Source organism: Mucilaginibacter sp. 14171R-50, assembly GCF_010093045.1.
In the GTDB taxonomy this organism is placed as follows: Bacteria; Bacteroidota; Bacteroidia; order Sphingobacteriales; family Sphingobacteriaceae; genus Mucilaginibacter.
Genome location: NZ_CP048115.1, coordinates 3,033,357 through 3,059,482, shown reverse-complemented (window position 1 = coordinate 3,059,482; position 26,126 = coordinate 3,033,357). Strand labels below are relative to the sequence as shown.

Annotated in this window: 23 protein-coding genes; 7 read left to right on the top strand and 16 right to left on the bottom strand. The window is 50.0% G+C overall.

Annotated elements, in window-relative coordinates; translation table 11 throughout:
* Positions 1 to 5 precede the first annotated feature (5 nt).
* From traJ to GWR56_RS13875, 10 genes are all read right to left on the bottom strand, one after another.
* Positions 6 to 1,154 carry a conjugative transposon protein TraJ gene (traJ, locus tag GWR56_RS13920; RefSeq protein ID WP_162431838.1) on the bottom strand — a complete coding sequence of 383 codons (1,149 nt, stop codon included), beginning with the start codon at positions 1,152 to 1,154 and terminating at the stop codon, positions 6 to 8.
* Positions 1,155 to 1,160: 6 nt separating this feature from the next.
* Complete coding sequence (locus GWR56_RS13915) at positions 1,161 to 1,784, bottom strand: TerB family tellurite resistance protein (protein WP_162431837.1); 624 nt, start codon at positions 1,782 to 1,784, stop codon at positions 1,161 to 1,163.
* On the bottom strand, positions 1,771 to 2,400 hold the full coding sequence (locus GWR56_RS13910; protein ID WP_162431836.1) for a hypothetical protein: 630 nt from the start codon (positions 2,398 to 2,400) through the stop codon (positions 1,771 to 1,773). Before GWR56_RS13910 ends, GWR56_RS13915 begins: the two co-directional genes overlap by 14 nt.
* Positions 2,387 to 3,037 (bottom strand): conjugal transfer protein TraI, encoded by a 651-nt coding sequence (locus GWR56_RS13905; protein WP_162431835.1) that lies wholly within the window; start codon positions 3,035 to 3,037, stop codon positions 2,387 to 2,389. The genes GWR56_RS13910 and GWR56_RS13905 overlap by 14 nt, the downstream gene beginning before the upstream one ends.
* On the bottom strand, positions 3,034 to 3,330 hold the full coding sequence (locus GWR56_RS13900; RefSeq protein ID WP_162431834.1) for a hypothetical protein: 297 nt from the start codon (positions 3,328 to 3,330) through the stop codon (positions 3,034 to 3,036). Before GWR56_RS13900 ends, GWR56_RS13905 begins: the two co-directional genes overlap by 4 nt.
* The gene (locus GWR56_RS13895) at positions 3,327 to 5,774 is read right to left on the bottom strand and encodes a TraG family conjugative transposon ATPase (RefSeq protein ID WP_162431833.1); all 2,448 of its coding nucleotides are present in this window, start codon (positions 5,772 to 5,774) and stop codon (positions 3,327 to 3,329) included. Before GWR56_RS13895 ends, GWR56_RS13900 begins: the two co-directional genes overlap by 4 nt.
* Positions 5,761 to 6,069: a DUF4133 domain-containing protein gene (locus tag GWR56_RS13890; RefSeq protein WP_162431832.1), complete on the bottom strand. Its 309-nt coding sequence runs from the start codon at positions 6,067 to 6,069 to the stop codon at positions 5,761 to 5,763. Before GWR56_RS13890 ends, GWR56_RS13895 begins: the two co-directional genes overlap by 14 nt.
* Positions 6,066 to 6,380: a DUF4134 domain-containing protein gene (locus GWR56_RS13885; protein WP_162431831.1), complete on the bottom strand. Its 315-nt coding sequence runs from the start codon at positions 6,378 to 6,380 to the stop codon at positions 6,066 to 6,068. Before GWR56_RS13885 ends, GWR56_RS13890 begins: the two co-directional genes overlap by 4 nt.
* The gene (locus GWR56_RS13880) at positions 6,356 to 6,838 is read right to left on the bottom strand and encodes a hypothetical protein (RefSeq protein WP_162431830.1); all 483 of its coding nucleotides are present in this window, start codon (positions 6,836 to 6,838) and stop codon (positions 6,356 to 6,358) included. The genes GWR56_RS13885 and GWR56_RS13880 overlap by 25 nt, the downstream gene beginning before the upstream one ends.
* A 153-nt stretch (positions 6,839 to 6,991) precedes the next feature.
* Positions 6,992 to 7,804, bottom strand: a complete 813-nt coding sequence (locus GWR56_RS13875) for an RteC domain-containing protein (RefSeq protein WP_162431829.1) — start codon at positions 7,802 to 7,804, stop codon at positions 6,992 to 6,994.
* Positions 7,805 to 7,954: 150 nt separating this feature from the next.
* Here GWR56_RS13875 and GWR56_RS13870 point away from each other — a divergent pair, with 150 nt between their 5' ends.
* The 3 genes from GWR56_RS13870 to GWR56_RS13860 are packed head-to-tail and all read left to right on the top strand — an operon-like array spanning position 7,955 to position 10,207.
* Positions 7,955 to 8,539 (top strand): Crp/Fnr family transcriptional regulator, encoded by a 585-nt coding sequence (locus tag GWR56_RS13870; protein WP_162431828.1) that lies wholly within the window; start codon positions 7,955 to 7,957, stop codon positions 8,537 to 8,539.
* Positions 8,540 to 8,548: 9 nt separating this feature from the next.
* The gene (locus GWR56_RS13865; RefSeq protein ID WP_162431827.1) at positions 8,549 to 9,856 is read left to right on the top strand and encodes a hypothetical protein; all 1,308 of its coding nucleotides are present in this window, start codon (positions 8,549 to 8,551) and stop codon (positions 9,854 to 9,856) included.
* 6 nt (positions 9,857 to 9,862) lie between these two features.
* Positions 9,863 to 10,207 carry a hypothetical protein gene (locus GWR56_RS13860; RefSeq protein WP_162431826.1) on the top strand — a complete coding sequence of 115 codons (345 nt, stop codon included), beginning with the start codon at positions 9,863 to 9,865 and terminating at the stop codon, positions 10,205 to 10,207.
* 1,381 nt (positions 10,208 to 11,588) lie between these two features.
* On the opposite strand, the gene GWR56_RS13855 is transcribed toward GWR56_RS13860, so the two are convergent.
* The 4 genes from GWR56_RS13855 to GWR56_RS13840 all read right to left on the bottom strand — a co-directional run bounded on the left by GWR56_RS13855 (position 11,589) and on the right by GWR56_RS13840 (position 19,650).
* The gene (locus GWR56_RS13855) at positions 11,589 to 12,044 is read right to left on the bottom strand and encodes a hypothetical protein (RefSeq protein WP_162431825.1); all 456 of its coding nucleotides are present in this window, start codon (positions 12,042 to 12,044) and stop codon (positions 11,589 to 11,591) included.
* 4 nt (positions 12,045 to 12,048) lie between these two features.
* Positions 12,049 to 15,405, bottom strand: coding sequence for a DUF6443 domain-containing protein (locus GWR56_RS13850; RefSeq protein WP_238395365.1), 3,357 nt, complete (start codon positions 15,403 to 15,405; stop codon positions 12,049 to 12,051).
* A gap of 194 nt (positions 15,406 to 15,599) precedes the next feature.
* On the bottom strand, positions 15,600 to 19,130 hold the full coding sequence (locus tag GWR56_RS13845; protein ID WP_162431823.1) for a DUF5977 domain-containing protein: 3,531 nt from the start codon (positions 19,128 to 19,130) through the stop codon (positions 15,600 to 15,602).
* A 247-nt stretch (positions 19,131 to 19,377) separates the two neighbouring features.
* The gene (locus GWR56_RS13840; RefSeq protein ID WP_162431822.1) at positions 19,378 to 19,650 is read right to left on the bottom strand and encodes a helix-turn-helix domain-containing protein; all 273 of its coding nucleotides are present in this window, start codon (positions 19,648 to 19,650) and stop codon (positions 19,378 to 19,380) included.
* A gap of 95 nt (positions 19,651 to 19,745) precedes the next feature.
* Between GWR56_RS13840 and GWR56_RS13835 the strand changes: the two genes are divergently transcribed.
* Complete coding sequence (locus GWR56_RS13835; protein WP_162431821.1) at positions 19,746 to 19,994, top strand: hypothetical protein; 249 nt, start codon at positions 19,746 to 19,748, stop codon at positions 19,992 to 19,994.
* On the opposite strand, the gene GWR56_RS13830 is transcribed toward GWR56_RS13835, so the two are convergent.
* The gene (locus GWR56_RS13830) at positions 19,921 to 20,904 is read right to left on the bottom strand and encodes a hypothetical protein (RefSeq protein ID WP_162431820.1); all 984 of its coding nucleotides are present in this window, start codon (positions 20,902 to 20,904) and stop codon (positions 19,921 to 19,923) included. The genes GWR56_RS13835 and GWR56_RS13830 overlap by 74 nt on opposite strands.
* A gap of 73 nt (positions 20,905 to 20,977) precedes the next feature.
* Here GWR56_RS13830 and GWR56_RS13825 point away from each other — a divergent pair, with 73 nt between their 5' ends.
* The 3 genes from GWR56_RS13825 to GWR56_RS13815 all read left to right on the top strand — a co-directional run bounded on the left by GWR56_RS13825 (position 20,978) and on the right by GWR56_RS13815 (position 23,157).
* A complete protein-coding gene (locus GWR56_RS13825) occupies positions 20,978 to 21,136 on the top strand; it encodes a hypothetical protein (RefSeq protein ID WP_162431819.1) in 159 nt (52 codons plus the stop codon).
* 363 nt (positions 21,137 to 21,499) lie between these two features.
* A complete protein-coding gene (locus tag GWR56_RS13820) occupies positions 21,500 to 22,432 on the top strand; it encodes a sensor histidine kinase (RefSeq protein ID WP_162431818.1) in 933 nt (310 codons plus the stop codon).
* Entirely contained in the window at positions 22,429 to 23,157 is a 729-nt protein-coding gene (locus GWR56_RS13815) for a LytTR family DNA-binding domain-containing protein (protein ID WP_162431817.1), read from the top strand. The genes GWR56_RS13820 and GWR56_RS13815 overlap by 4 nt, the downstream gene beginning before the upstream one ends.
* On the opposite strand, the gene GWR56_RS13810 is transcribed toward GWR56_RS13815, so the two are convergent.
* Complete coding sequence (locus GWR56_RS13810) at positions 23,154 to 26,102, bottom strand: lantibiotic dehydratase (RefSeq protein WP_162431816.1); 2,949 nt, start codon at positions 26,100 to 26,102, stop codon at positions 23,154 to 23,156. The two genes, GWR56_RS13815 and GWR56_RS13810, sit on opposite strands and share 4 nt — an antisense overlap.
* Between the last annotated feature and the right edge of the window lie 24 nt (positions 26,103 to 26,126).

Here is a 26,126-nt window from a genome sequence, read left to right as displayed (position 1 = left end):
GATCTTTATTTTTTAGGATTCCCGTTTAATTTTTCTTCGTGGTAGCCTTCTCTGATATGGCCCGGCGCATTAATGATATTGGTCGCACCGCTGGCGGCGCGGTTACTGACTGAACTCAGGCTGATAGCGGTCAGGTTGGTGACTTTGTTCAATAAGCCGTTTCCGCCACCGGGATTGATGATATAACCGGCCACGGCAGGCACGGTAAAGTAACCGACGATACCGATCAAAAGAAATATCAGGTAAGCGGTATCGGTGCTGGAAAAAAAGGTATCGCCTGCATTGCCAATTTGCTGGATATCCAGCTTGAGCATGTTCTCCTGGACTTTACCGATAATACTGCCGAAGATGTTAGCTACCGGCAGCCAGAGGAACACATTGAGGTATTTGGCCAGCCAGGTCGTTAGCGTATGCTGAAAGCCATCGAAGACCGACAAGCCGAATACCAAGGGTCCTAATATGGCCAGTACGATCAGGTAAAATGTACGGATGGTATTGATACAAAGCGCTGCGGCTTCATACGCTACTTGCAGGATTTCCGACATCCATTGTTTGACGCTGTTGCGGAATTTATAACCGGCCTTATCCATGGCGAACTTGACATCATTCCCGAGGCCGGAAAAAACGCCCTCCTTATCACCATTAGGGTCGTCGGGATGCGTGTATTTGTACCATTTATCCCGGTCGCCTTCACCGTCATCGCCGACATACATTTGCCAGGTATCCGTTTTCTCGATAGCCGCTTGCTTTTGGGCCAACAGCTTCTCGATCGCGGCATCAGAATTTTTGACCATACCGCCGGTAGCGGTCACGACCGGGTTCATGATACCATTGATCACGGCAATGACCGTAGGAAACAGTAAAATAGCCATGCCCAAAGCGAATGGCCGCAGAAGCGGGTAAAAATCCACAGCTTCCGTATTGGCGAGATGCCGCCAGACACGCGCGGCGATATACCACAAAGCGCCAAACCCGGCAATGCCACGGGCAACACCGATGAGTTGGCTGCACATCGGCAGCATCTCATTATAGACATTGTTTAATACGCCCTGAAGACCCTGAATATCGTCTGCCAGGCCATCGGCCCGTACAATTTGCGGCAAAGCCGTCCCGGTGATCGCCAGCAAGGCGATCATTATAGCTTTCTTTTTCATAATTTTTTAGTTGATGCCGTAAAGCCGTTTAAGCGTTTGGGTGTCGCTGAGATCTTTACTGCGTTGTAAACTCAGCATCACCGCTTTACGGTTGAAGTATCGTAAAAACTGTAGTTGATCGGTGCTGCTTACATAGATGCGATCGATGGTCCGCAGCCGGTCATCATCCGACATGCGCAGTTGGTTCGCGGTCATTACATTAGCCAGTTCGTCCAGGTTATTGTTGCCTTGCTTGACGAGTTGATTAAATACATTGTTGATATAATTTAATTCATCGCCTTTAAAGGAGCCGCTTTGCCGGAACAGGCTGGTGTAACGCTTGTATTCGTTGATCAAGTCATTCTGCTGCGCCATGATCTGGCCCACTCTGGGGTTATTCCGCACCGCCGGACTAACCGCCATCAAGCCGGTTAGATAAATATTATGCAGGTTGAAATTGCCTTTTGATAAATTAGAGACCATTCCATAGCCTTGCTGATAGATCTGGTAACCTTGTTTCATATCGGACAGAATGGCTTTGAACTGCGTTAGCTTCTCAATGTTGAGCATTAATTGCTGCAGTTCATCACTTTGGGCCTGGGCGCTGATGCTAAAGCACAGCATAGCTATGAATATTTTAATGGTTCGCATATAAGTTCCTTAAAGTGTTATTGTCTTGTTGTTCCTGTTGCTTATTACGCGCGTAAATTTGAAGTTGTGAACGAAAATTCGCGGCGAAGCGATAGTTATCCTGCATCGCTATGTGCAGTCGGCCAATTTGCCGGAGGCGTTCCTCATCGCTCATTTCGGTCTTGTTATCCGATAAAATAGTCTGCAGGTCATTGATACGGGCATCGCAATCGCTTAACAAGGCACTACAAACTTTACCGGCATAATTGTTTTCATTCGCTGTTAAGCCAGTTTGCTTCTTTATAGCCATAGTTTGCTTTAAAATATCCTGCTGCCAGCGAATAATGTCATCAACGCGCGGATTATTCTTAACGGCTATACTTACTGTGTTTAAGTGCTTGTAATAGCCATCGTGCAGACTAAATTCATTACCAACATAGGAGGTGATGGAACCCAGGCCACCCTTAGCAATGCTATAACCGGTTTTCAGGTAGCCGCTGTAAACCTGTAAAGCTGCGATCTGCTGGAGCAGGTATTTCTTTTGCGTTTTCTTTTGGCTGAACCATTCCGCGAATGTTTGTGCCCGGACGCTGCCAGCCAGCAGCAATGCGACCAGTGTTAATTTAATGCAATCCATAATAATTTTTGATCGTTTGTAGTTCATTCAGATCCTTGCTGCGGTGCAGGCTCAGGATCATATTTTGGGTATTGTATTGTTTTAGGTCGCTGTAATTCTCGTCCAGCCGGTCCCCGGCCTTGTTGATGGCCTCCAGTCTTTGCTGATCAGTCATTTGGGTTTTTCCCGGATTAATGACGAGCATAATCTGATCGATATTTTTAGCGCTGGCATCCAGAATGCCCACGTAAACCCTTTGCATTTGGATAATTTCATCGGGCTGAAAGTGCTCATCGGATTGGAATAGCTTCCAGGCCCTTTGGTATTCGCCCACCATGGCTATTTGTTTTACGGTCAGGTCCTTGATGCGCTGGTAATAAGCGACGGTGGATTTTACTTTCCATAGCTCGTCATAATAGTCCCTATAGAGTGCATTTTGCTTTTCCGACCAGTTGGAGATCTCGGTCAGGCGGAACTTGGACTGTTCGTTCTCGATGTTCTTCTGCGCGTTTTGCAGCCAGATGGTTTCGTTCTGCATCCGCTGCACCTTCAGGTCGATAGCCTTGATCACTTTTTTAACCAGCGAGGTGACGATCTGGTATTGCGCCTGGGTGCGGGTTGCAAACAACAGCAGGATAATGACAATTAGTTTTTTCATGGCAGTTTATGATAAGTAGTGTTGCCGATCTGGATTTGATCGCCCTTGATCTGCATTGGCGATGCGTCAGGACTATTTAGTATCCATTTACGGCTTTTGAACGCTTTTCTTAAGGTTTGACCATTCCTGATCTTTTGGTAGCCGGTATGGTTAATAACTACAGTGTCATCAATAATCAGCGTATCATCAGCTATAGAAAACTGGCCCTCGTTATGGCTGACGTAAGTGCCATCGTGATTCGTGCTCGCTTTGCAGGCTGCAAAGAGCAGCGCGATAAAAATGATCTTTTTCATGCGGGGTTGTTTTTGGTTTCTTTTTCGTCCTGAACGATCACAGCGATCGCTTTGCGGATATCGCCATACTTCTTTTTGTAAGCTTTCACTTTAGCCTTCTCCGCAGATTCTGTGGTATAGGTCCAGTATTCTTCCCGGCTAACTTCCGTGCGGTAAACCCTCGATAACTGGCCGTTCAGGCTGATGAATACTTCTTTGTAGCGGTATCTTTCATCATTAGCACGGTTCATACTCATGATGAGCGCCGTTTCCTTATCGGTGATGCCAAGCAATTGTTGAATTTTCGGGAAGTCGTTTTGATACTTCCGTTGGTCGAGCAGGATCTTGCAATCGCTATTATTGATAATGGCTTGCTTCACGACCGGTGAACTGATGATATCTTCGATATCCTGGGTAACGACCAATGCTTCCCCGAAATACTTACGGACCGTCTTGAACAGGTACTTGATGTATTCAGCCATACCTTCACGGGCAATGGCTTTCCAGGCTTCTTCGATCAGGATCATCTTTCTGATATCCTTCGATAATTTTCTCATCTTAGAAACGAAGGTTTCCATGATGATGAGCGTAACGACCGGGAACAGGATCGGGTGATCCTTGATATTATCCAGTTCAAAAACAATAAAACGACGGTGCAGCAGATCCAGGTTCTTCGTGGCATTTAGCAGGTAATCGTATTCACCGCCTTTATAATAAGGCCGCAAAACGAACAGCAGGTTGTCGATGTCAAAGTGCTGGTCTTTCACCTTGCTTTGTTTCATGGTTTCGTAGAACGTCCCTTTCAAAAATTCATAGAAGGAATTAAAGCAAGGGAAAGCAGGTGCGGATTCATAATAGTGATATAGCGCATCGGAAATGGCTATATATTCCGAGCGCTGTACACCTTCATCCTCTTTTTTCCAAAGCGCCAGGATCATGGCCTTGATACTTTCACGCTTTTCGGTATCGAGTACGTCCTCTTTACCCACATAAAAAGGATTAAAGCTGATGGGACTTTCTTCGCTGTAAGTGAAGTAATAGCCGCCGACAAATTCGCAAAGCCCCTCATAGCTGTGACCGACATCGACCAAAACAATATGGGCGTCCTGCTCGAAATAGCTGCGCAGCAGGTGGTTGGTAAAAAAGGATTTACCGCTGCCGGACGGCCCTAGAATGAATTTGTTTCGGTTGGTCGTGATGCCGTTTTTCATCGGCTCATCGCTCAGGTCAACATGCAGCGGCTTGCCTGATAGCCGGTCACCGAGGCGGATGCCGCAGGGCGATAGTGAGCTTTTATAAGTAGTTTCTAAATTGAAGAAACAGCAGGCTTGCTCGGCAAAGGTGTCGAACGTGTCATTCATCGGGAAGTCGCCGCTGTTGCCGGGCAGGCCCGCCCACCATATCTGCGGCGCGCCATCGGTTTCCTGTTTAGGTGTCGCATCCAGTTGGGCGAGTGCCGAGCTGACCTTGTTTTTGATCTCCTTGGGTTCGCCCCAGGCCAAAATGTTGAAATGTGCCTTAACCGGAAGCCTTTGCTGGCTGATCGCTTCGTGCAGGAACTCGTGGGTGGCATCCCGGCCTATCGCGTTTTCGCGGGAGTATGCCGACAGGGATTGCAAGCGCAGCTTTTTGGCTTCCAGTTTCTTAAGGGTCTTGGCACTGTCTTCAATGAATATATACTGGTTATAAATGTGATTACAGTTCAGTAAGGCACCGATAGGAGTGGCAAAGCCGGTGCTGAATTTGGTTTTATCGGTACTGTACTGATCGTAGGTGATGCGCGGTCCAACCAATGCAGGCAAGTGCTCCGCTTCGGCTAACGTATATAACTGGCAATGGTTGTCACCGATCCTGATGCCATCGTTAAAATGAATGTCCTTTAATACTGGCTCATCATGAGCACTAACCAAAAAACAGTATTGTTCAAGGATACCCGGTGTTACCTGCGTGCCGGCAAGGTCTTCATTGGTCAAGCGGAGGGCACGGACCAGCCCGCTGTCTTCCAGGATGCGTTTGAATTGGCCGGCGCTGTCCGTGAAATCGCAGAACAATTCTGTGGAAGTTGTTTGTGAAGGGGTGATGTGCTTGCGCAGCAGGCTGCTGCCCGCACTGGTCAACGCTTTAAAATTGTCGGGCCGTTTGGTGAGCATAACGAGGCAACGATGTGCCAGGAACGGCCGTTCATGGAAGAAACGTTCACTGGCATGGCTTAAGAAGGTTTTATCGCCGAAAGAAGCCTGGCACTTATCTTCGACAAACCAGTCCTGCTTATGAAATATACAGTTCCGGGGTAATAGTTTAATGGCTTTAACCCAGGTCTGGTGAAAGGCCAGGTATTCATCGTTCGATAATGTAAATACCTCGGGCAGCGTGAGCTCGAACGCAATAGTCAATTCACCCTGCATTGATACGAGCGTATCATGCTCGATTTTATAGATCGGGAAAACTTGTTCAGCGCTTTTCATGAAATAACCTCCTTGATTTGAATTTTAAATAATCCGGCAGATACCGCTTGGCTCGACGTTTCATCCAACCATGTTCACCATACTTGTGGCTTAACGAGAATACTTTGTAGAACAGTCCGCTGCCTAAGCCCAGGATGATCAGGATACATAAATACACAGCCATGCCAATCAAATAAAGTGCGGCGAACAAGACAAGCAGGCCGACTAAGCCGCCACCCAAATAGCCAATGTATTGCGCTTTCAGCCCCTTGAACTCAATGGGCCGGTTGATGCCTTTATTGATTTGGTAACTCATACGCCGAAGAATGATTTGAGTACGGTAGCTACGACGACCAGGAAAATGCAGGAGCCGAACCAGCTGGAGGCGACTTTACCGGTATCATGTTCGCCGTCATTCCACTTTTTATAGACCTTGATCGCGCCGACCAGACCGACAATAGCGCCGATGGCATACATGAGGTTGGTGCCGGTGGCGAAATAACTTTTGACCTGGTTAGTGGCTTCATTGATGCCTGCATTGCCGTCCTGGGCCATTGAGACTGTTGCGATGAACAGTAACGCGATGAATACTTTGATCTTTTTCATGCTACAAAAGTTTGCGGCCATTCTTCGGCCTGGATTTCAAATGGGAGTTGAAGCGATCTGATGACCGCAGACAAGCTGATCTCATCAGCGAATGCCTCGTATTTGGACAGCAGGAGCTTAAACAAGGAAAGGAACTCGGTCTTGTCAGAGCAGGCGCCTGCCAGCACCTGGGCTTCGGCCAACAGGTCATCCGAAGGCCCTTTGGGCAGGGTCTGGTCGCTGATATCATCCGGCTCACTACCGGAAAAAAGCAGTTCTTCGGGCGGATACAATCCGGTGTCGGCTTCGGGTTTGGCTTGCCCCATCACGGCGGTCAGTTTGCCGGCCACGGCTGGCATGGTGCGCTGAACCGAAGGTTTGATTCTGAGCAGGGCGGCTATCTCCGGGCGGTAATAACGCAGGCCGACATAGCTGTACCAGGCAATAGCGAAAAGGAAAACGGCAGTCACATATTGCTGCCAGGAAATAATTTGTATCATAATGCTTGTGATTTGTTGAAAGCAAAGGTGAACAGAGCGAAATAACTTGTTTCACCATGTGGCGGCAGGTGGTGAATTATTGCTCAAGCAAAGGACTGAAAGCGATAAAGATGAACTGAAATTCAACGCTTCGATTCCGGAGCAAAGCGCTTATCACTCAAATTTCTCCCGGATAAAATTCCACAAGCTGTCCCTTAACCTGACCAGGAACACGAACATTTCTTTCTTGCGTTTGCTGATGTCAAGGAGTTTATGATAGCTCTCTTTGAGCTCGATCTGGAAGATAAATTCCCAGATGGCCACAAGTTCGGCGATGTCGATGTTGCCATTATTGACGGCGCAGCCAGTTTTGAGGGCATACAGGAGTTCGACGGCGTCGGTCTGGCTGGCCGTCCATTGAGGGTGTCTAAACGGGAAAGGTTTCCCTAAAGTGCTGAGGTCATCGCGGCCGGTCCTGGCGAGTTCGTATTTGAAATAAGCCTGGAGTTTCTCATTGGCCATGATCTTGGATATCTTGTAATCGTGCGAAGTGGAGTAGTGTTCGTCCTCTTCGAATTCCTCGGGTTCCATCGCCAACTTATAGCCATCCCGGGTAAAATAGCTATGGTCCATTTGCTCGCTCCCGGAGCGGTAATACTGGTAAAAGGCCTTATTGCTGTCAAAAAAACGTTGAAGCTCAGCCAGGTGAAAGCTGACATAGGCCTGCAGAGCTTCCTCGCCGCCGGGAGGTCGCTGGATAAGATATCTGTAAATATTAACGTAGTAAATGAACTTGCTGTAAAATAAGGGCTTGGTGTATTTGAAAAAGTAAATTTCCGCTTCCGGGGTATCGAAGACATTTTGATAAACACAGGTCCGGATTATTTTCAGGGCCTTTTTACAGTAAATGATGGATCGCTGTACGCGTTCCAGCTCGGGCATATCTTCTTTATTGAGCAGGCCCAGCATTTTGTCCAAGGCCGTCAAAAGCCGCTGTGATGTTTGATTATGTATCATGGCTGAGATAATAAAATTTAAAAATAAATGTTAACTATTAAGCATTGGTTTAATCACAAAGAAAATTAATTGACCGGAACATCGTTTTGATGATTGTCAAATTCTTAAGCTAAGCGCTTTATGAATGCAGAACTGCTTATACAAACACTCAATTTTATCTCGCCCTTGTCATCCGCATTGGACCAGCGCTTCCGCGAATTGCTTAAAGAAGAACGCCTGCCAAAGCGTACGTTGCTGCTCCGCGCGGGGGAGGTTTCTAGAAAAATATATTTTATCAATGAAGGCTTCGCCAGGGCATTTCATTTGACCCGGCATGGGCGCGAATGCACCTCCTGGTTTATGGGCCGGGGCGATCTGATGATCTCGGTTTATAGCTTTTACACACAAAAACCGGCGGAGGAAAATATCGAATTATTGGAAAACAGCGAATTACTGTCCATGACCTGGAACCAGTTGCAAAGTATCTACGCGGAGTTCCCGGAATACAATTTCACAGGCCGCCTCGTAACCGAAAAGTATTACATGCTTTCTGAAGAGAGGACGATACTGCTCCGCACCTCCTCCGCCCGGGAGCGGTATGAAAAGCTGTTGCAGTTGCACCCGGGCATTACGCAGAAAGCTACGCTGGGGCAGGTGGCCTCCTATCTCGGCATTACACCGGAAACCCTCAGCCGCGTCCGTGGAAATAAGACGGTTTTGACATAAATCAAAAAAATGAAAAAGAAAGTAGCCTTGTTATTCCTTGTTTTGGCAGCGCTGGCTTCCTGTCAAAAGGATCGGTTCGAAGAAAAGACGAGCGGGTCACACCCCCCGCCCGTTGACCTCACCGTTGCAGAGGTGAAAAGCTGGTGGGAAAGCAATGCAAATAACCGTGCAGATAAGGCCATGCTGATCGACTGGTCCGGGGCACAAAGTGAAGCAACGGATTCGGCCGCTTTCCTAAGCATCCCGGTAAAAGGCCAGCCAGTTTTTCAGCAGATCGGCCAGGGTTTCACCAAACTTGTTTTTCGGCGTAACGCTGGCGGAAGTATCACCGCTAACCTGGTCGAGATCATCCCCGACGGGCTGCATTACCAGCGCGAGCAAAAGATTGAGCGCAGTACCTTTACCGGTCGTATATTCTATTATACAACGGATGGCGGATTCCTTGGGGGGCTGGTCTTTGGAAAGGGTAAACGCATCGGGACGATAAAACCAAGGCCGGGCGATACGCGAAATCTAAAAACCGAGCTTGTACAATATATAGAAGACTGCCAGTGGGTAGACCAGAATTACATCAATTCATCTGGTGAGGTCGTGATATACTCTGAACGGATCTGTACGTATACCCCGGTCGATGTCGGGCCGGATACACCGCCCGGTGTGCCGGATTCCGGTGGCGGCGTCCCCGGTTATGCCGGTGGTGGCGGAAGCAGCGCGCCTGCCCCGCCCCCGATGTCAAACCTGCCGGGGGAAGACGGTGACAAGATCGATCCGAAAGCCTATATGGACTGTTTTGGCACGCTACCGGATGCGGGGTCGAAAATGACGATCACGGTATTCGTACAAGAGCCCGCGCCGGGTCTGCCCTTTAATATCGGACCGAACTCCGTCGGCCATACGGCTATTGGCCTTACCAAGACCTACAAAGGGCAAACCATCACGCAGGTTGTTGGCTTTTACCCGGACGCAACCGGCAAAGCCAAAGCGCATGCACCATCACGGATATTGGACAATAGTGATTTAAAATACTCTATCAGCATCAGTTATAACATTATCGCTTCAGAGTTCAACAAAATAGTGAATTATATTTCCGATCCACCAGAAATTTATGATATACTCACAAATAACTGCACCAACTTTGCTTACAACGCTTGTTTGGCTGGAGGGATTAAATTGCCCGACCCTACGGGTAATATGGGCTTAGGGCAGACCGGCATGACGCCAGCAGCGTTGGGAACTAGTTTGAGAAGCCTAATACCCGATAAAAACGTCGATTCTAATGGGGGCCTGGTACAGCCCACACATGGACCTTGTAAATGATCAAATATGAAAACCATTAAAATAATCGCAGGTACATTTGTAATACTCTTTATCTTAAACTACACACCTATTGCTTACATTCTAAAAGAAAATTATAGGTATCGTAATTTTGACAATAGTTTTGTTATTGATGAAGCCGGAGGAAAAGGCTTTGACTATGAAATAATTAAAATTAGGTATAAAAGGTTTTTAGATCAACACCCGTCAAAAGCTGCCCAAGACAGGCGATTATACCGCACTTTTTCCATCAAACCGTGGTATGTCTGGCAGTGGGGGGACTATCTATTCCACAACGAACGTTTTCGACTTCCTTATAAGGAACCGTTAACAAGCGCCCACCCCGCTTCTTAAGCTTGCTATCGACTCACGCGGTGATGTTGCTGTGTTATCAATTTATCATTAAAGAACCCGCCGAAAAAGCCGATGAACCCGGCGCTTGCCCCCCGCCCGCTTAATAGGATATTCAATCAAAAACTGCCATTTAAGTCTAAAATAAAATATATATTTTGGGGCCTAGTGCAACGATATGAGCCAAAAATAACTATTTGGCTTGTTCAAATGAACACTGTAACGAACAATAACTAGTCCTGTGGGGCAATAATGGAAGAAATAAAGCATATGGTTAAAATTACCGAGCCAGGAAATTGACTATTTTAAAATTGGCAGGATGCTGATAAGCCGCTGGTACTGGATAGCAGGTTCAATGATCCTTTTTATGCTCAGTTCGTATGTTTTCTTGTGGTACACCCCAAAAACTTATGCCACACCGGGTACGATGAAGCTCGAGGAAAAAAATCAAAAATATCCGATCTGGTGAACGTGATAGGGAGTTCGAACAGGGCGCCATCAAGGTGATATTTCACTAATGGGAATTAGTGAGGATGCGTTCAAAAAAGCCTAAGTGAAAAATAAGGTCCACCCGCACGGACCAGGCGTTTAGCGTCCGCAAACTGGCCTTGCTTGCCGATAGGGAACATCACCAGTTATTGCGGATCGAGCAGGGACTGGTGGACATCCGGTTAACGACCCTGCGGAAAATCGCCGCGGCCTTAAAGCTGAAGGAAACCCAGCTATGGATATTTGAACAGCCGCTGTGTACTGGCTATTTCCCGTTATTGCACTTGGCTAAGCGTAAGAAGCTCCTGAAAAAATCCTTATTCAAACCCTTATTCCTCCTATGGTCTTCATAAAATACAAATTCGATCATCAGATTTGCCGTTCCATGTTTTCAATACGCTCTATACCCGGGGAAGATTGATTTACCCGGTAAAGATGCCGAATATCAGAGCATTGACGAGTATACGTTAACATACTTAAAGCTGATCTGAAGCTTCTTGCACCCGCCTTAACAATAATGGTGTATACTCCACTATCGCTGATGCAAATTTAAAAACAGCGATTGGTATGATGCGGTTGTAACCTATACCGTACCGTTGGTTATAAAAACGCGTGGCAGCAGGCGCAACTTTTTCGATATTAAACTTTAACGCATAGATTTTTACCGGACTATTAGTGGAATTAGTTTGAAGTTCGAAACATACACGTTTATCCAATTCGCCTATCAAAAAAGCGTTTGAAAGAATCGCTTGCAAATGCCTTTAATCTAGCGTAAATAACAAAGTCCGGTCATGCCGGGCTTTGCTTAAATTGTATAATGATTTAGCAATCCTTATTTTATTAATTATGGAACGCGCCCACCAACGGGGATATTTAGTGATAAAAGCAAGTTCAATCAATCCTCCAGTTTAGGTTTATAGGAAATCATATTATGTTGATAAGACTCTGCAATAGTTGACAGGACTTTTAACATGGCTCTGTTTGTGGCATGATTACGTTTAAAGAAGTCTAAAACGGATTGAATTTCATCGGGCATATCTTTAGTCGGTAATAAAGCGATCCCCTTGCCATCTTCTAAAGCAATATAATGCTTTCCATGAGCCGAATTAGAACCAAAAATATATAAAGTTGCTTTATTCAACTTGTTGCCAAATGTCGCGATAACACGATCAAACATATAGCCTTCTAATGTTGCAAGGTGGCTCGTATCATCTACGGTTGGCAATTGTTTTTGGGCAATTAGAAACGTTATCATTTTAACATGTCTTTTTTCCTTTATCTGTTGAGATAAAGTTTGTTTACTGCATAAAAGCAAAGCTGGTAGCAGTAGTATAATAAATGTCTTCATCATATGTTTATAAACAAGGAATTTTTTTTACTACATCTTTCATAACCGCCCTTTCCAATATCTTTTTTTCGTTGGCATTGGGGGCAGCTTCAACGTCTTTATTTGTTCCCTTTTTATTATTTGAACTAATATCTTTTTGATTTTGTGGATCAGTTCCATGTATTCGTTCATGTCCGGCGGCACCAGCAATAACGGCATCTTTATCCCCCAATTGCAAAGCAACCGTTTGCAAATGACCTTTGTCGCCTGCATAGGTTTTTCCGGCCTCAACATTTTGCTGCATTTCATCCACGCTACCACCAAAAACAGTAACAGTTGCTTTTGCAACCTGATCTGTGCCTGATATAAAATAGTTATCTGTATGTCCCAATTCATCACCACCATTCGCGGTTGAATAGACCAAAGATACTTTAACTTTAGAATCCCTGAAAGCATCCAAGTCGCCGATTGCGCCACTTTTTGCTAACGCATTTCCGATAGTCATTGCGCCAGATGTGGCATTTGGCGACCAGGCGAGTGAACCATCTTTGTTTACAGTATAAGTAATAGGCTTGCCGTTTGCATCCACAATTTCAGCCCCATTTGGATCAATACTTCTAATCGGGTTATTATTAACGTAATTATACGGAGATAAAGACGGATATTTTTCAGATTTGGGATCAATCGTTGTCCATCTCCCTACTGCCGGATCATACAGCCTTGCGCCGTAATCGTACAGGCCGGTTTCGTCCTGCAACTCCTTACCATTGTAAAGGTACTGATTTTTTGGGCTCGGTACATTCGGCTCCAGTGATTTTATCGATAAGCCGAAGGCGTAGTAGTCGTTCTGCTGCAGGATCTTGGGCGTAAGTTGCGTAGCGTCCGCCGCATCCCAGGTCACCGTTGTGCGCGTGTTGCCCAGATGGTCCTTGAGGTCGTACTCATATTTGTACACCGTCCCCGATAACCTGGCCCGCCCCTCTTCGTTCTGGATGAAGTCTATCGCCCCGTTCGTGTACTGGATCCCGCCGATGTATTCCGTCGTGGTGATATTGCTGCCCGCCGTAAACACCTTCTTGAGCTTTCTGCCTGACGCGTCATAGGTATACGTTACCGTATTGCCGTTGACCGTGATGCTTTCCGGCAGGTTCAGCATATTGTAGTTAATGCTGGTGATCCCCTTATTCAGGTCCTTGCGCATGTTGGCATTTCCGTCATAGGTGTACTCGTTCGCCACCTGCACGCCGTCCGTGAACCCCGCCAGCCCATTATAGGCCGAGGCATCGTCCACGCGCGTCAGCCGGTTCCCATTGTAGGAATAGCTCAGTGTATCGATCTGCGTCTTGACCCCGCTGACCTTTTCGTTACGCCCAAGGGCCGTGATGTTGCCCATCTGGTCATAGGTGAGCGCTTCGTTATAAAAGCCGTCCTTGGCAGCGCTGCTGGTCGATACCGCCGCCGTCAGCCGGTTCAGCCGGTCGTAATCGTAATCGTAGCTTTGCTGTCCGGGCAGCGGAAGCGACAGGTCCGTGCGTCCCTGCTTCCATTTGACCGTCGAGATGTTGCCGTTGTACTGCGGCCTGCCTGTGCTGGTGCCCTGGTAGGCGATCTCCATCCCGAAAGCGGCATTGCCGGCGCTGTTGGTGTACCCGCCGTCATCGCTCAGCGTACTGTTGTTGATGCTGGTCAGCCACCCCCGCTCGTTATAGCGGTAGTACACGCTTTGCAGGTAGGCTGTGTAAGGGGTAAGCGAGTGCAGCCCTTTTTGGATCACCTGCCCGATCCCGTTATAATAGAACCGGTTCAAAGCCACCTTCGCCTGCGCCGTCAGCGCCTCGTGTTTGAGCTGGTTGTAGCTCCGGATCTTCCTGCCCATATGGTCATAAGAATAGGTGTCGGTCGAGGTCAGGGACAGCACCCCCGCCGTACCCGCCGTGTTACGGCGGTAATGCGCGCGGGCAACCGACATGGGCTGGTCGTTAAAGTTATAGGTGGTGGTCACCATATCATAGTTGTACTTATTCAATGCCGTGCCGCCCCCCTGGTAATGCTGGCTGAAGCTGCGTGCCGGCCGCCCTTCCTCATCATAATAGTTCACCGTCCACAGCATATCCGTGGTCCCCAGTACGTTGACCTTGCTGGCCGTCAGCAGCCCGGTCGTGCGGGTGCTGTACCCGGTGGATGAATAAAGTCTCCCGGGAATATCGTAATCGTCATAATAATTGACCTGCAGCGTAGCGGACAGCGTTGCCGGCCAGGCTGCACTGGTATATCCATCACCCGTGCTTACCCGGCTTTCCCATAAGGTCGTAACCGCATTGACCAGGGCTTGTACGCCAGCGCGGTTGTCCGCCCCCGCAACGCTGCCCGGGTGCTGATAGATACCCGTCAGGATCACCCTGCCCATCGCATCGTATTTGCTCACCGTCCACTCCTGCGGCGCTTTCATCCGCTGCACCGAATCCTGGGTGGCCACCACCTGGTCGAGCTTATTGTACACCATATACTCCCAGCCTTTGGCCGGCAGCTTCTTTTGCATCAGCCGCCCACGTTCATCGTAGCGGTACTGGTAAACATAGGCCGCCAGGTTGCTTACGCTGATAACGGTGGTATTATCCCCCTTCGAGGCCGGTGGCAATACAAAGGCCAGCTGCCCCATATCATCATACACATAATACGTCGAGAGCATCTCCAGCACATAGCTGCCCCCGCTTTTGATCTTGTTATACGTCCGCTTGAGCACTACATGCCCCACTTTATCCTTATATTCTTCCGTGGTGCCCAGGCACCCGTCCGCCGGCTGCCAGTTCTCGTCCCGCGTGATGGTCAGGTACAGCTCCCCGCTACTATAAGTAGCCGTATTCCCCGTCCTGGCCAGCGTCCGGCTCCCGTCCGCATTCACCGCGGCCGTGTACAGCGCTACCTTATGGCTCCCCATATTGGTAGCCGATACCGCTGTGCTGAAACCGGACTGGTCATTGGTGCTGTAAACCATGCGCAGCGTATGGCCCGTGCTGCCTCCATCCCCCGTGCCCGGCAGCTGCCAGGACGCGCCCGGGGCTCCCTGCTCTACCACCCGGTTCTGCGGCGAGGGCTCAAAGCCCGTTACTGCGTACGGGTACGCCGTCCGCACCACGCCGTTGGTCTGCTGCGGGTTCGTGTTGCCCGGCGTGGGATCATAATACGCCGCCTGCTTGACCAGCGCGTCGCTCCGGTAGGCGCCCGTGCCTGTCCCCGAATAGGCAAACGGCAGGAACTTATACGCTTCCCTGCCAAAAGCGTCATACACAAATGGCTGAACAATGTCGTTCGAACTGCTCGTCGCCTGGACCTGAACCGTTTGAAGCGGACGCCCCAAACCGTCAAAATACGCGACCGTTCGCATCACACTGTCCTTGTTCCCCGTCAGCGAATCCAGCTTCCCCTCCGCACCGATCCCCCGACGAGGTACCCGCGTCATAACATAGTTCTGATCCGTTGATTGCGCTATAGCCGCCTGATGCGATATTACCACCAGCGCCGGTAAAAAAACTACATATTTTTTTATCTGCAACATTTTCTTTCGTTTAGTTATCACCTTCACTCCACGTTCCCTCCATATGTACACGTTCCGAACTTATTGACATAATTTTGCGCGTTAGCCAGCAGGTCCGCCTGGGCATAAGCATCCGCCTCGGCCTGCGTCGCGCCTTTGTATTTGCCGGCCCCTACGGTATACGTCAAACTGGACCCCTCCTCATAAATCCCGCAATTGTTCCGCGCAAGGGTAACTGACACGGCAGCATTGCTGAAAGGGCCTGCGCCATAACCAACCAACTGGTTGCCCGCATAATGGTACTCCAGGTTTTGCCGGATATTGCCTTGACTGTCTTTGACATTTTTGAGCCGGTTGTAAAGGTCATATTCATAAAAAGTCGTCAAATTTTTGGCATCTGTCATGCTACTGACCCCTATGCCCGGGATATAGGTATAGGTGGTCAGCTGCGCATCGGCAGGGTATATCCGTATATCGTCGTAGGCGTCGCCACCCGCAAGCACAAAGGATGATGCCGCATAACTTTGCGGAAGGCTAAATTTCCACACTGTTCCGCTTCGGTACCAATAGCTGATGAGATAAGCGCGGGCATTGGGCCGCGTCCAACTGACCGTAAGATTTCCGTCATGGAAATGGCTGCCCGTATGCCCGGGACCCACAGCCGCGGAGGCGTCATCCTCAAACCCTTCGTAATAAAATTCGGTTTCCGCCGCGTTCCTGCATTCGGCGATCACATAAGTTTTGTTCGTACTGGTATTCGGAAAGTGCGGCACGGTGGAATAGGCCCATTTATAAGAGAGCGCCGGCCCGACGGCTAACTGCTGCCCCACGACCTTGCCAAAGCTATCGTAGGCATAATTGACACGCCCTTCAAAACGCGTGTCGCTGAGCAGTGTCAAATATTTTCCGAGCCCGTCCTTCCCCTGGTTGTTCAGTATATGAATATTCTGGCCACCCAAGGTACTCACGCTGACCGGCTTATATACCAGGCTGTCATACTTGGTAACCACTGCGGATAAAAGCAAAGAATCAGTGCCGCTTTTTCGCCATTTCTGCTGTTCAAATACCGGCGCCAGGACATTTGCGGCCACAAAAGGGGCAGCAAGGGCGGCGGCATAATCTTGCGGATATTTATACCTGGTGATCTGCCGCAGGCCGCGGCTGTCTGTGGTTTGCACGGACACCAGGTTTCTCGTCCCATTGACATCATACTGGTTTTCCGTCAGAGTTTCCAAGGTATCGTTGCCTTCATAGCTCATGTTGCGCTGCCAGGCAAGATAACGCCAACCCGAGACAAGGTTGTAGCGGTTCATATCATACGCGTAGAGTGGCAAGGGCCCGGCATGGGCCTCCATTGTTTTTTCCGGGTGCAGCGCGTGAAAATAATTTTCCAGCTTCCGCTCATAATGATATTCCACCAGTTGCGAAGGCACAAGCTGATTGCTTGCTGCATTTTTGTAAGTGGTAATACGGACCGGTTCTATGCCCATCGACAGATCTTCGAATGATTCAAAATCGGTCCGGGTGCTGAATTTGCCGGCCCCGGAACTGACCGATTCAAGGACGGACTTATAATATTGCGGGACACCCATCTGGTAGTTTTCGCCGATCACGGAGGTGGAGATCAAAAAAAAGTTGCTGTACCAGGACATCCCGGAAAGTGATTCCCGTTCTTCCATGTTGCGTTGATTGTAAGCACCCAGGTTGGTAACGCCGCTGGAAAAGCCATCCGGCCTGGTATAGCTATATTCTTTACTACTGGGCTGTCCTGTCAATGGGAATGAAGTGATCTTCCTGATCCGGAGTCCGCCTACCTCTTTACCCTCAATAGGGGTGGTCGTTTGTTGTTTATAGTCCAGTTGGCCCGTGACCTGATTTTCATTCGCGTCACAGTAAAAACGGATACTGTAAGTACCGGCGGCTAAAGCATAGGTAAACGATTTACCGCCATTGTCCGCCTGCATGGCGATCCAGGTCGAAAGCGTCGTGTCTCCTCCGATCTCGAAATCCTTATAGGGGTTATGGACGATACCATCGCCTCCGCTTGATTTCGGCGTCCTGCTGATCGTCACCGTTACCGTTTGCGGTGTCGTGAGTTGAAAGTGCTTCGGCAGCGTGCTGATCAGCCCATTCGGATTGTTGGATGGCCGGGTGATGGCATCGTTCAAAGTTTTTCCGTTCATTACATAACTTTGACCGTCGTAAACTTTGTTCAACTCGTACTCGAAGGTACTGTAGCCCCCGGTCGGGTAAGTCACCTTTGTAAGCGCCCCCTGTTGCGTCCCACCCAACACGGGAGAACGGTCAACCCCGCTCTGATAAATTGTATTCGGGATCATGGTCCCGTTAAAATCCCCCCTCCCGGTATAATACCCATAATGGTCCACCCACGCGTTACCCCAGTTCGAGCCGCTGGCGGGCACGTAATCAAAAGCGTACTTTCTCGCGTTTGCTGTATCGTACTGAGCCGGTCCGTCGTCACCGGGCAGGTAGTTCGTTTCAATGAGCGTATCCAGACGCAAGTTGGACAGATCATTATGTTTGAGTAAGAACCGCTTAACGGCCGCCATATCGCTGTTCGTGATGGTTACCCAGCTCAATGCCTGGGTGCCCGGTACATCCAGCCGGGGCGTACCCGAGAAACTGACCCTATATTTTTCCGAAGTGATCGAAACCAGGCGTTTGGGCGTTATGTAAACCCCATATGGGGCAACGGGGGGAAACAATTGGTCCGATGCGCCGGGCCCGCCGTAATTATTGCTGCTCACAAACTGTTTCAGTGTTTGTACAAATGAACTTCCCCGGATGATCGTTGACTCACTGGCATAGTCGAGGTATATGTTTTCCGTGTTGGCCGCGTTGGTTACCTTGGTCAAATACCAGGAAGAGGTGTAGGTCGGCAAATTATAAACCCCTTGGGAACTTTTTTGGCTGCTGGTCTCCGTTTCCGTGAAAAAATACTGAACGCCGTCATCCGTTACGATCTTAAATCCGCCCGCCAAGGCACTGATCTTAAACTTTTGGGCCGGAAAACAATAAAACTGCCCCTGAAAACGGATAAATTTTCCGGAGTAGTTGCTGAAATTAAAGCTGTAGATATCTGGCTCAGAATCGATATGGCCGATAGCGATTTGATTGAGGAATTCCACTCCGGGTCCGAACGCCAGGTTAATGGAATCCTGTATGGCAAGGTCGTCATAGTCCCGGTTGAGGGACGCTGTATTATCCAGTCGGTCCTTGACCGTTAGCGAAATGACCCCTCCGGCATTGAGCGACCAGCCCAAGCCAACCCAACCCACGGGCTCTACCGGGCGATAACCGCTGTAATTATAATTTAAGGTTACTGGTAAGCTAAGGTCGTTTCCCGATACGGTAAATAGCGGTATGCTTAAATTGGCCATACCGGTTGACATATTCACCGGGATCTCGCCGTAACGGCCAATACTGGAAGCGTTCGGTGACGCCGGTACCAGGTCCGTACGGATGTAGTTTGTAGGGTCGCCGTTACCAGGTGGCTGTGCCAAACCCATCCGGATGATCAACATAAATTGCAGGTAGAAAAATATTTTTTTCATAATGATAAGGTATGGCGCTGAAGCGCCAGGAATTGCGAGGTATTTGGAATGGGTTTGGAATGCCGGACTAGCGGTGTCTATGACACCATCTGGCGCTTTTTTTTCGGCTGTTGTTCATATCGTGATATATTAGGTTTATAAGCCGAAATATAAATCAAAATAAAGGACCGTACAACTTTTTATAAAACTATCTGCAATATTATAGTATCCCGCAGCGCTGCGGAACCTTAGCAGGGCAGCCCGGGCGCTATACTTTTGGTGAATCTTTGAAGTCGTCCCCGAAAAACTCCATCAGGGACACGTTCAGCGCCTCCACAACATATAACAAATTGGAATATTGGAGATTCTTGCCGTTCTCATATTTGGCATACTGCGCGCGGGACAGCCCCCGCTCGTTGGAAAATGCTTCGGCGCTGGTAAAGCCCTGGGCAATGCGAATGGTCTTTATCCGGTTGCCGAGCTTTTTATACTCGCCTTCCCAGACATCGATCTTTTCCGTACGGGAACCCTTCTTCGCCATACGGTAAAATAAATTAAAACAAAGTGTAAAAATAACTCCATTAATGACGTCTCTATTAAAGGAGATTTATTATTTTTGATTATAAAAATTTTAATATGATATCAGCCGAACAGCTTTTGGAGCAACCGGTTGCAGGCGCAGGATTCAGTAACAACTTTACGCTGCTTTGCGGGAAAATGGGTTTTGAGAAGATCGGGGATATTGCGGCCCTGACGCCCGAGCAGCTGCTACACCGCGATGGGTTTACCTTTCACTGGCTGAGCGAACTGATCACCTTCCTGGAAGAAAACCAAGCGCTGCACCTGCTGCAAGCCAGGCCACCAAAGGAAAATACAGCCGGTTGATCCGGGCGATCATTTGCTGCAGCATGCCCTGCACCTTGGCCGCGGTAACCTGTGTCGTGCTGTAATATTCCTTGCTCAGGCTCCTGGCGGATATGTTTTTCTGACGCTTAGCGCTGAAGTGACCCGCTACGAATTGAAACAAACGGGTCAGGTTTAGGTCCGCCGGGACACTTTCGCAGCAGAGGAGCTTCAGGAAGCAAGCCAAGTGGGCTACCGACAGGTTTAACGGTACCTTTTGCGGTGGCATGGAGGGGTTTCCTGCTACCTGCCGCGACTCATATTCAACGGCCGCTATCTCTTCCGACAACCAGCCGCAAAGCATAAAACCCAAAGAGGGCCAACCAGGACGACAGGGTGCTACAGGCGTTTCGGATAGCAGCATCAGCCGTGCCTTCTCCGCTTTTAAGTACCGGATTTTTTCCGCCGCAGGCAGCGCCTTACCGCCGTAAACCCCTTGTCGGAAATTCAGGTACGAAAGGTCATTGAAGTTCAGCGATTCCAGCGCAGCATGAATAGCGGACTCCACCTCCGGTTGTTGGAAATCCAGATCAGAAAGCCGGTAGAGCCAGGCCTGGAAATAGTTAAGGTCGTGAAAACTTTTGGGGATGCCGGCACTGGTCATCCCGCTCATAAAGTTTAGCAGGCAGTCCTTCAGCTTACCGCGTACCCGGGCGGCCCTTAGCTTCGCGTTTACATTTCCTGTTGTAAGCGCAATTGCCGCGATATATTTTTTTTGATATGCCGGCGGTGCGGTGATGTTCCCGTCAAGATAAACGCTGTGGTTCATCCATAGATGATCTATCAACGCTAATAACTCTATCGACAGGCAATGGTCCACTGCAATACCACTATCTGCGGCGTTCGTAATTACCGTAAGTTCCTGCAAGTGATAGTTAAAATACCTTTTCAAACACCCGTCTGAAGATGCCGTAAAGATCGCAGCCCGCCACACATTGCGGATACGTTCACAATCCCGTCTGGCTATGCATGGTACGGTCTGGGCCGCATCCAGGGTTTTATCCACCTGGGATGCGGCCGTTCGCCGTAAAAAATCAAGCTCATCCTTCAGCATAACGCGTAGCAGTTACGGTAACGAAGAGAACCTTACAATTGTTGGAGATGAGTGGTGGTTAAGATCGTGATCACCGTTGTAGTTGGGTCACAGGTTGCGCTGGTTTCAAACAAGACGGATGACCTTTCATAGTTATACAAAGGACATGTTCGTTGCTGAGGCAGTTTGTTAGTTGTTTTTTCCATGATTTATGATTGTTTTTACTAAATTATGCTTATCAGTAATTTTACACCATTTTGTTACACGAACGACGGTATTAGGATGATAAATAATGAAAAGACCATTCAAAATTTCAGTTGCAGGGATTAATAGACGTACGGTCATGTTGCATGTACTTTGTTGGGGCATTTTCATCCTGTATGAATTATGTTTCCTTTATTATGCCGTGCAAAAGTTTTCCATTACCTCGGGCGCATCATTTCTGCTGTATTATATGGTAAATATCTGCGTATTTTACAGTGCCCTTTACTTGTTGAATGGAACATTTGAGAGAAAAGAGCGGTCTTTCGCGAATGTGCTGCTATTCCTCCTTTTGTTTCTTTTCTTTACCCTGACAAAAGTGGCCCTGGCCATAATGCTGGATCCTGCACCACCGTCAACATTTCGCCAAGTGCTGACGAGTGTCGGCAACCTGATCGCTATTAACACCTTTAGGAGTATTTATTTCTGCGCACTCGCTTTGCTTTACTGGGTGGCGGGCAATATCGCCAGCTACCGGAAAAAAGCTGCTGAATCCGAAAAAAAGCAACTGATCGCCTTAAAAGATAAAGCAGAATTGGAGCACCGGTTGTCCGAAAGCCGGAACGCCTACCTGCAGCAGCAGCTCAACCCGCATCTGCTGTTCAATTCCCTGAGCTTTATCTATAGTTCCGTTTACGCCCATTCTGAAGATGCTTCGCGGTGTGTGCTGCTGCTTTCCGATATCATGCGTTACAGCCTGGACAGCACCAGCGCCGACGGTAAGATACCACTTGCAGATGAACTGCAGCAAATCGGCAACCTGGTCGAGCTGAACCGCTACCGTTTCCACCAGAACTTGTACCTGCATACCGCTATTGAAGTAGGAACGGATGACCTGCGCATTATACCGCTGGTCTTGCTTACGCTAACGGAGAACCTGTTCAAGCACGGTCACCTGACGGACAGGTCTTCTCCCGCCCTGCTCGAGATTGACGTAAATGCAAGCGGCCAGCTCCGCTACCATGCGCGCAACCGGAAGGCAGTGAAAAGCAGCGTCCCCCGGCGCGGTGGCCTGGGCCTCCGGAACACCCGGACACGCCTGGAGCATACCTATGGCGATCATTACAAGCTGGAAGTAAAGGAAGACCAGGATTTTTTTGAACTCACGTTAACAATACCCTTATGAAAAACCTCACCTGCCTGGTTATCGATGATGAGCGGCATGCCGCGGAACTGCTGACCACTTATATCAGCAAGACGCCCGGCCTGGAAGCGTTTGGTTTATATACGGACCCGCTAAAGGCGCTGGAAGTGTTCGCAGCAGGCAGGGGCATACCGGATATGACCTTTCTCGATATCGACATGCCCGAACTTTCGGGGATCGACCTGGCGGGTATGATCGGCGGCCGGAGCACGGTTATCTTCACCACTTCTTACCGCGAGTACGGTCCGGAAGCCTTCGAAAAGAACGCCGCGGACTACCTGCTCAAACCCATCAGCTATGAACGCTTCCTCTATTGCATCCAGAAGATCCGGCAGGAACGCCCGGTAAGGGAACTCAATGACTATTTTTTTATAAAAACCGATATCAAGGGGAAAATGCTGCGGATCAATACCACGGACATCCGTTATATCGAAAGTAACGGCAATTATGTCCAGCTTTTTCTCGCCAAGGAAAAAGTGATTGCCTACCTCACGTTAGGCGAGATCCTGGCGCAGCTCCCGCAAGCGGATTTTTCCAGGATACACCGGTCCTTCGTTGTTGCGCACGCCTATATCCGGTCGGTCGAGCATGGCCAGGTGCGGCTGCAGGACCGGGCCGACACCTTGCCGGTCGGCGAGGCATACCGGGAAGCGTTCCTGCACAAGATGGAAGCGGCGCTGATCGTCAGTAAACGAAAACTACTTTAGTCCCTTTGTCTCGCTTTCAAAGAACGCAGGTATTTAGACAGGCAGTACCAGACCACCAACTCCTGTTTCCGTCCCTCTGTACTGAACGTCCGGTTCAACTGCATGTGCACCAGGTCGGCGGTTAGCTGGCGACGTCCGTCTGCGTTCCTGGCAGCCGCCCCGGCAATCTGGCGCAATGCGCCCATAAGGTCCTCATCTGCCCGCCGGGCACCCAGCACTTCGTGTAACCCCGCCTGCAATTGTCGATATTTGCCGTCCAGGCTGATCCGCAGCGCCTTATCCGCTTTATATTCCGCGAGGAACCGGTCAGAAACCTCCCCCGCAAAACCGGCCGCCCATTCTCTCCCGGCCATGATGAAAACCATGTCCAATGCTGTGGCAAAAGCAATATCGAATTCACTTGGACCGTTCCCGCGTCCCGCGGATAACAGGCTTTTCAACACCAGCTCGCTGCCTCGCCAGAAAACCTGTTCAACCCGTTCGATAAGCCTGGCGCCATACCGTTCCAACTCCCGGTTGTAGGTGTCAGCCTGCAAGGCATGAACAAGGCGGTCATGCCCCGTTTTTGCCAGCGCATCGCAAAGGTCCGCCAGCATCTTGCCACCGTCGCGCTTCTTCACCTTAAACCGCAGGCGCAGGTGATATCCCGGGTCGGTGTACCGGATAAAGAACCAGCAAATGATCAAATCCGCGGATTTCTCCAGTAGCGGACCGATCACTTCGCCCAAAATGCGGTCAGCGGTAAGCGGCGTGCAGTAAAGCTTCAGGTACAGCCAGTCACTGCCCGGCGGGAATACTCTTTTAACGGCCCTTTCCGTTTTCGGCCGCCATGCTTCCAGCGGCTTGTAAACAGAACGTTCATGATACAAAAAACCGATGTATTGTGCCGCCAGCGGCCGGTGGCCGGCGGTTACTTCCTTGACGGGCGAAAGGTATTCCAGCAGCGTCATCTCCTTTAAGCCGGCTGCGCAATCGAGAAAGAACGCCGCATCCCGGCGGTCAGACAGATCAAACACCAGTTGCTGGTCATAGCTGCCCGTACTTACCCATCGCGGCAAATGGTGTTTTTTGCGGAAACGATCTACAGCCTGTTCCTTTCCATCGAATAACGGCAAAAGGTCCGCTGCCTTAAATCTCCATTTCGCTGCGCTGAGGATCACGCGCCCAAAGCAAATCCGGGGATAGAACGCCATGCCCGGGAAGACGCGTTCAGGATCCAGGGAAAGTCCTGCGTTCAGCCCCTGGTATTGCACGTCGCAGAGCAGCCGGAAGAGCCCCAGTTCGTTATTTTTATAATTGTACGCGCTCGCCAGCCGCGGCACCACCCGCTTACCAAGACGCGCCGACTCCAGGACCAGTTCATCCCCCAGTAATGAAATCAGCAGATCGCCCGGCGGCAGCTGCGCCTCGCCGGCAGATGCTGAAAAAACATTCAGCGGGATCTCATAGGGATAAATGTGCTTCCTCCGGTTGATATTGTCCACATGTTTGTCCGAAAATAGCGCGATATCCGCGAACAGCACATCCGGATTGGCCGCGCATTCCAGCGCGGCGATCTCCCGGCAAAGGCTCGCTGACGCCTCGCTAAAAACTGAAAAACGGCCCGTAAGGGCGGCGCCTGCCGGCCCGCCCGACTGTTCCAGCAAGATACCTTCCGCGCACTGGCGGAAAAGGATCGCCACCGTATTGGCAAAGCCGATATCCGTCGCCGGCTGCAATCCCGCCGCCTCCAGGCCCTCCTCCGTCAGCTCTACAGGCGCATAGGCGTCCCGGCCGCCATTTTTCCAGTGATCCAGCAAGAGGCGGTGCAAGCCCGTCCACGGGAGCGCGGCTCCCCGCTGCCTCACGTGCGGAAAGCGGACGCCCTGGAGCGTGTCCCCTCTTCCCGCCGTCCCCGCCATATTTTCATAGGCAATGCCCGCGTCCGGGTCTACCGCCAGCAGCAAGGGCACCTTTTGCCGGTCAAACCTGGCCCGGAACGCCTCTTTAAACTGCCTCAGCGCATCCGGGATGCCGGGCGACGCCAACCGCTGCAGCAGGCGCACTGCGCGTTCCAGGTCTGCTCTATCGATTTCCGGGGGCCCGCCCGAGATCAAAGGCCGCTCGGCCGCGGCATAAAAAAAACCACTGTCTGAAGATAGGCTTCCGCTCAACTCCGCCGACAATGCGGGAAGCGAATAGGGGTCCGGCAGGTTCGCCAATGCGGCACGCTCCCAAAATCCGGGCGGCCCCATTGCTATAAATTGCCCGCCGGTCACCGAACCCCGTCCCGATGCGTACAAGAGCTGTTCTCTGATCAAAAAGGAAAGGTGGTCCGCAGCCTCAAGCTCCGTACAACCGCTCTGCCGCATCATCCAGCAAACAACTTTTTCTGCGGCCACCGGCGCATTTGCAAACCACCTGAAGATGTTGTTATAGAACGGATCAGCCTCCACACTATCGAGAAAGAAGCAGCATTTGCCGCTGGGCCCGTATACCGAGCGGATATACCGGTAGTGACCGCCAAGGCGGTAAAGCATCGGGTTTACCCGGAGCAGCTCTCCGGCGGCAGCAATTGCCGCTGTCCCGGTTCCTCCCTGGCGCAGCCCTTCATCCGGCTGCAGGTGCAACCGTACCCCGCTGTCCGCCGCCAGCTTTACGCGATCGCCCTCCCCCCACTCCACCAGGGTAAAGGTCGAAAAGCTGCCGAAGGGCGTCGGGCGGAAAGCCATCCGGTTATAATATTTGCGCAGCGTATGCCGCTCTTTTTCCGATAAACGGTCCCAGTCAAACCCTTTACGTTCCAGCAGGCCGTAGAACACCGGGCTGGCCAGGAACACCGCGTTACGAAATTCCGCACGCGCCAGCACCTCCGGCATCCGCCCGAGATCATAGGCCGCGTAACTGTAGAACGGCGCCCTTAAAAAAAGCCAGGGCAGCAGCCGGTAATTCGGACAGGCATTCATGTCCTCTCCTCCCGCAAAGGGTAT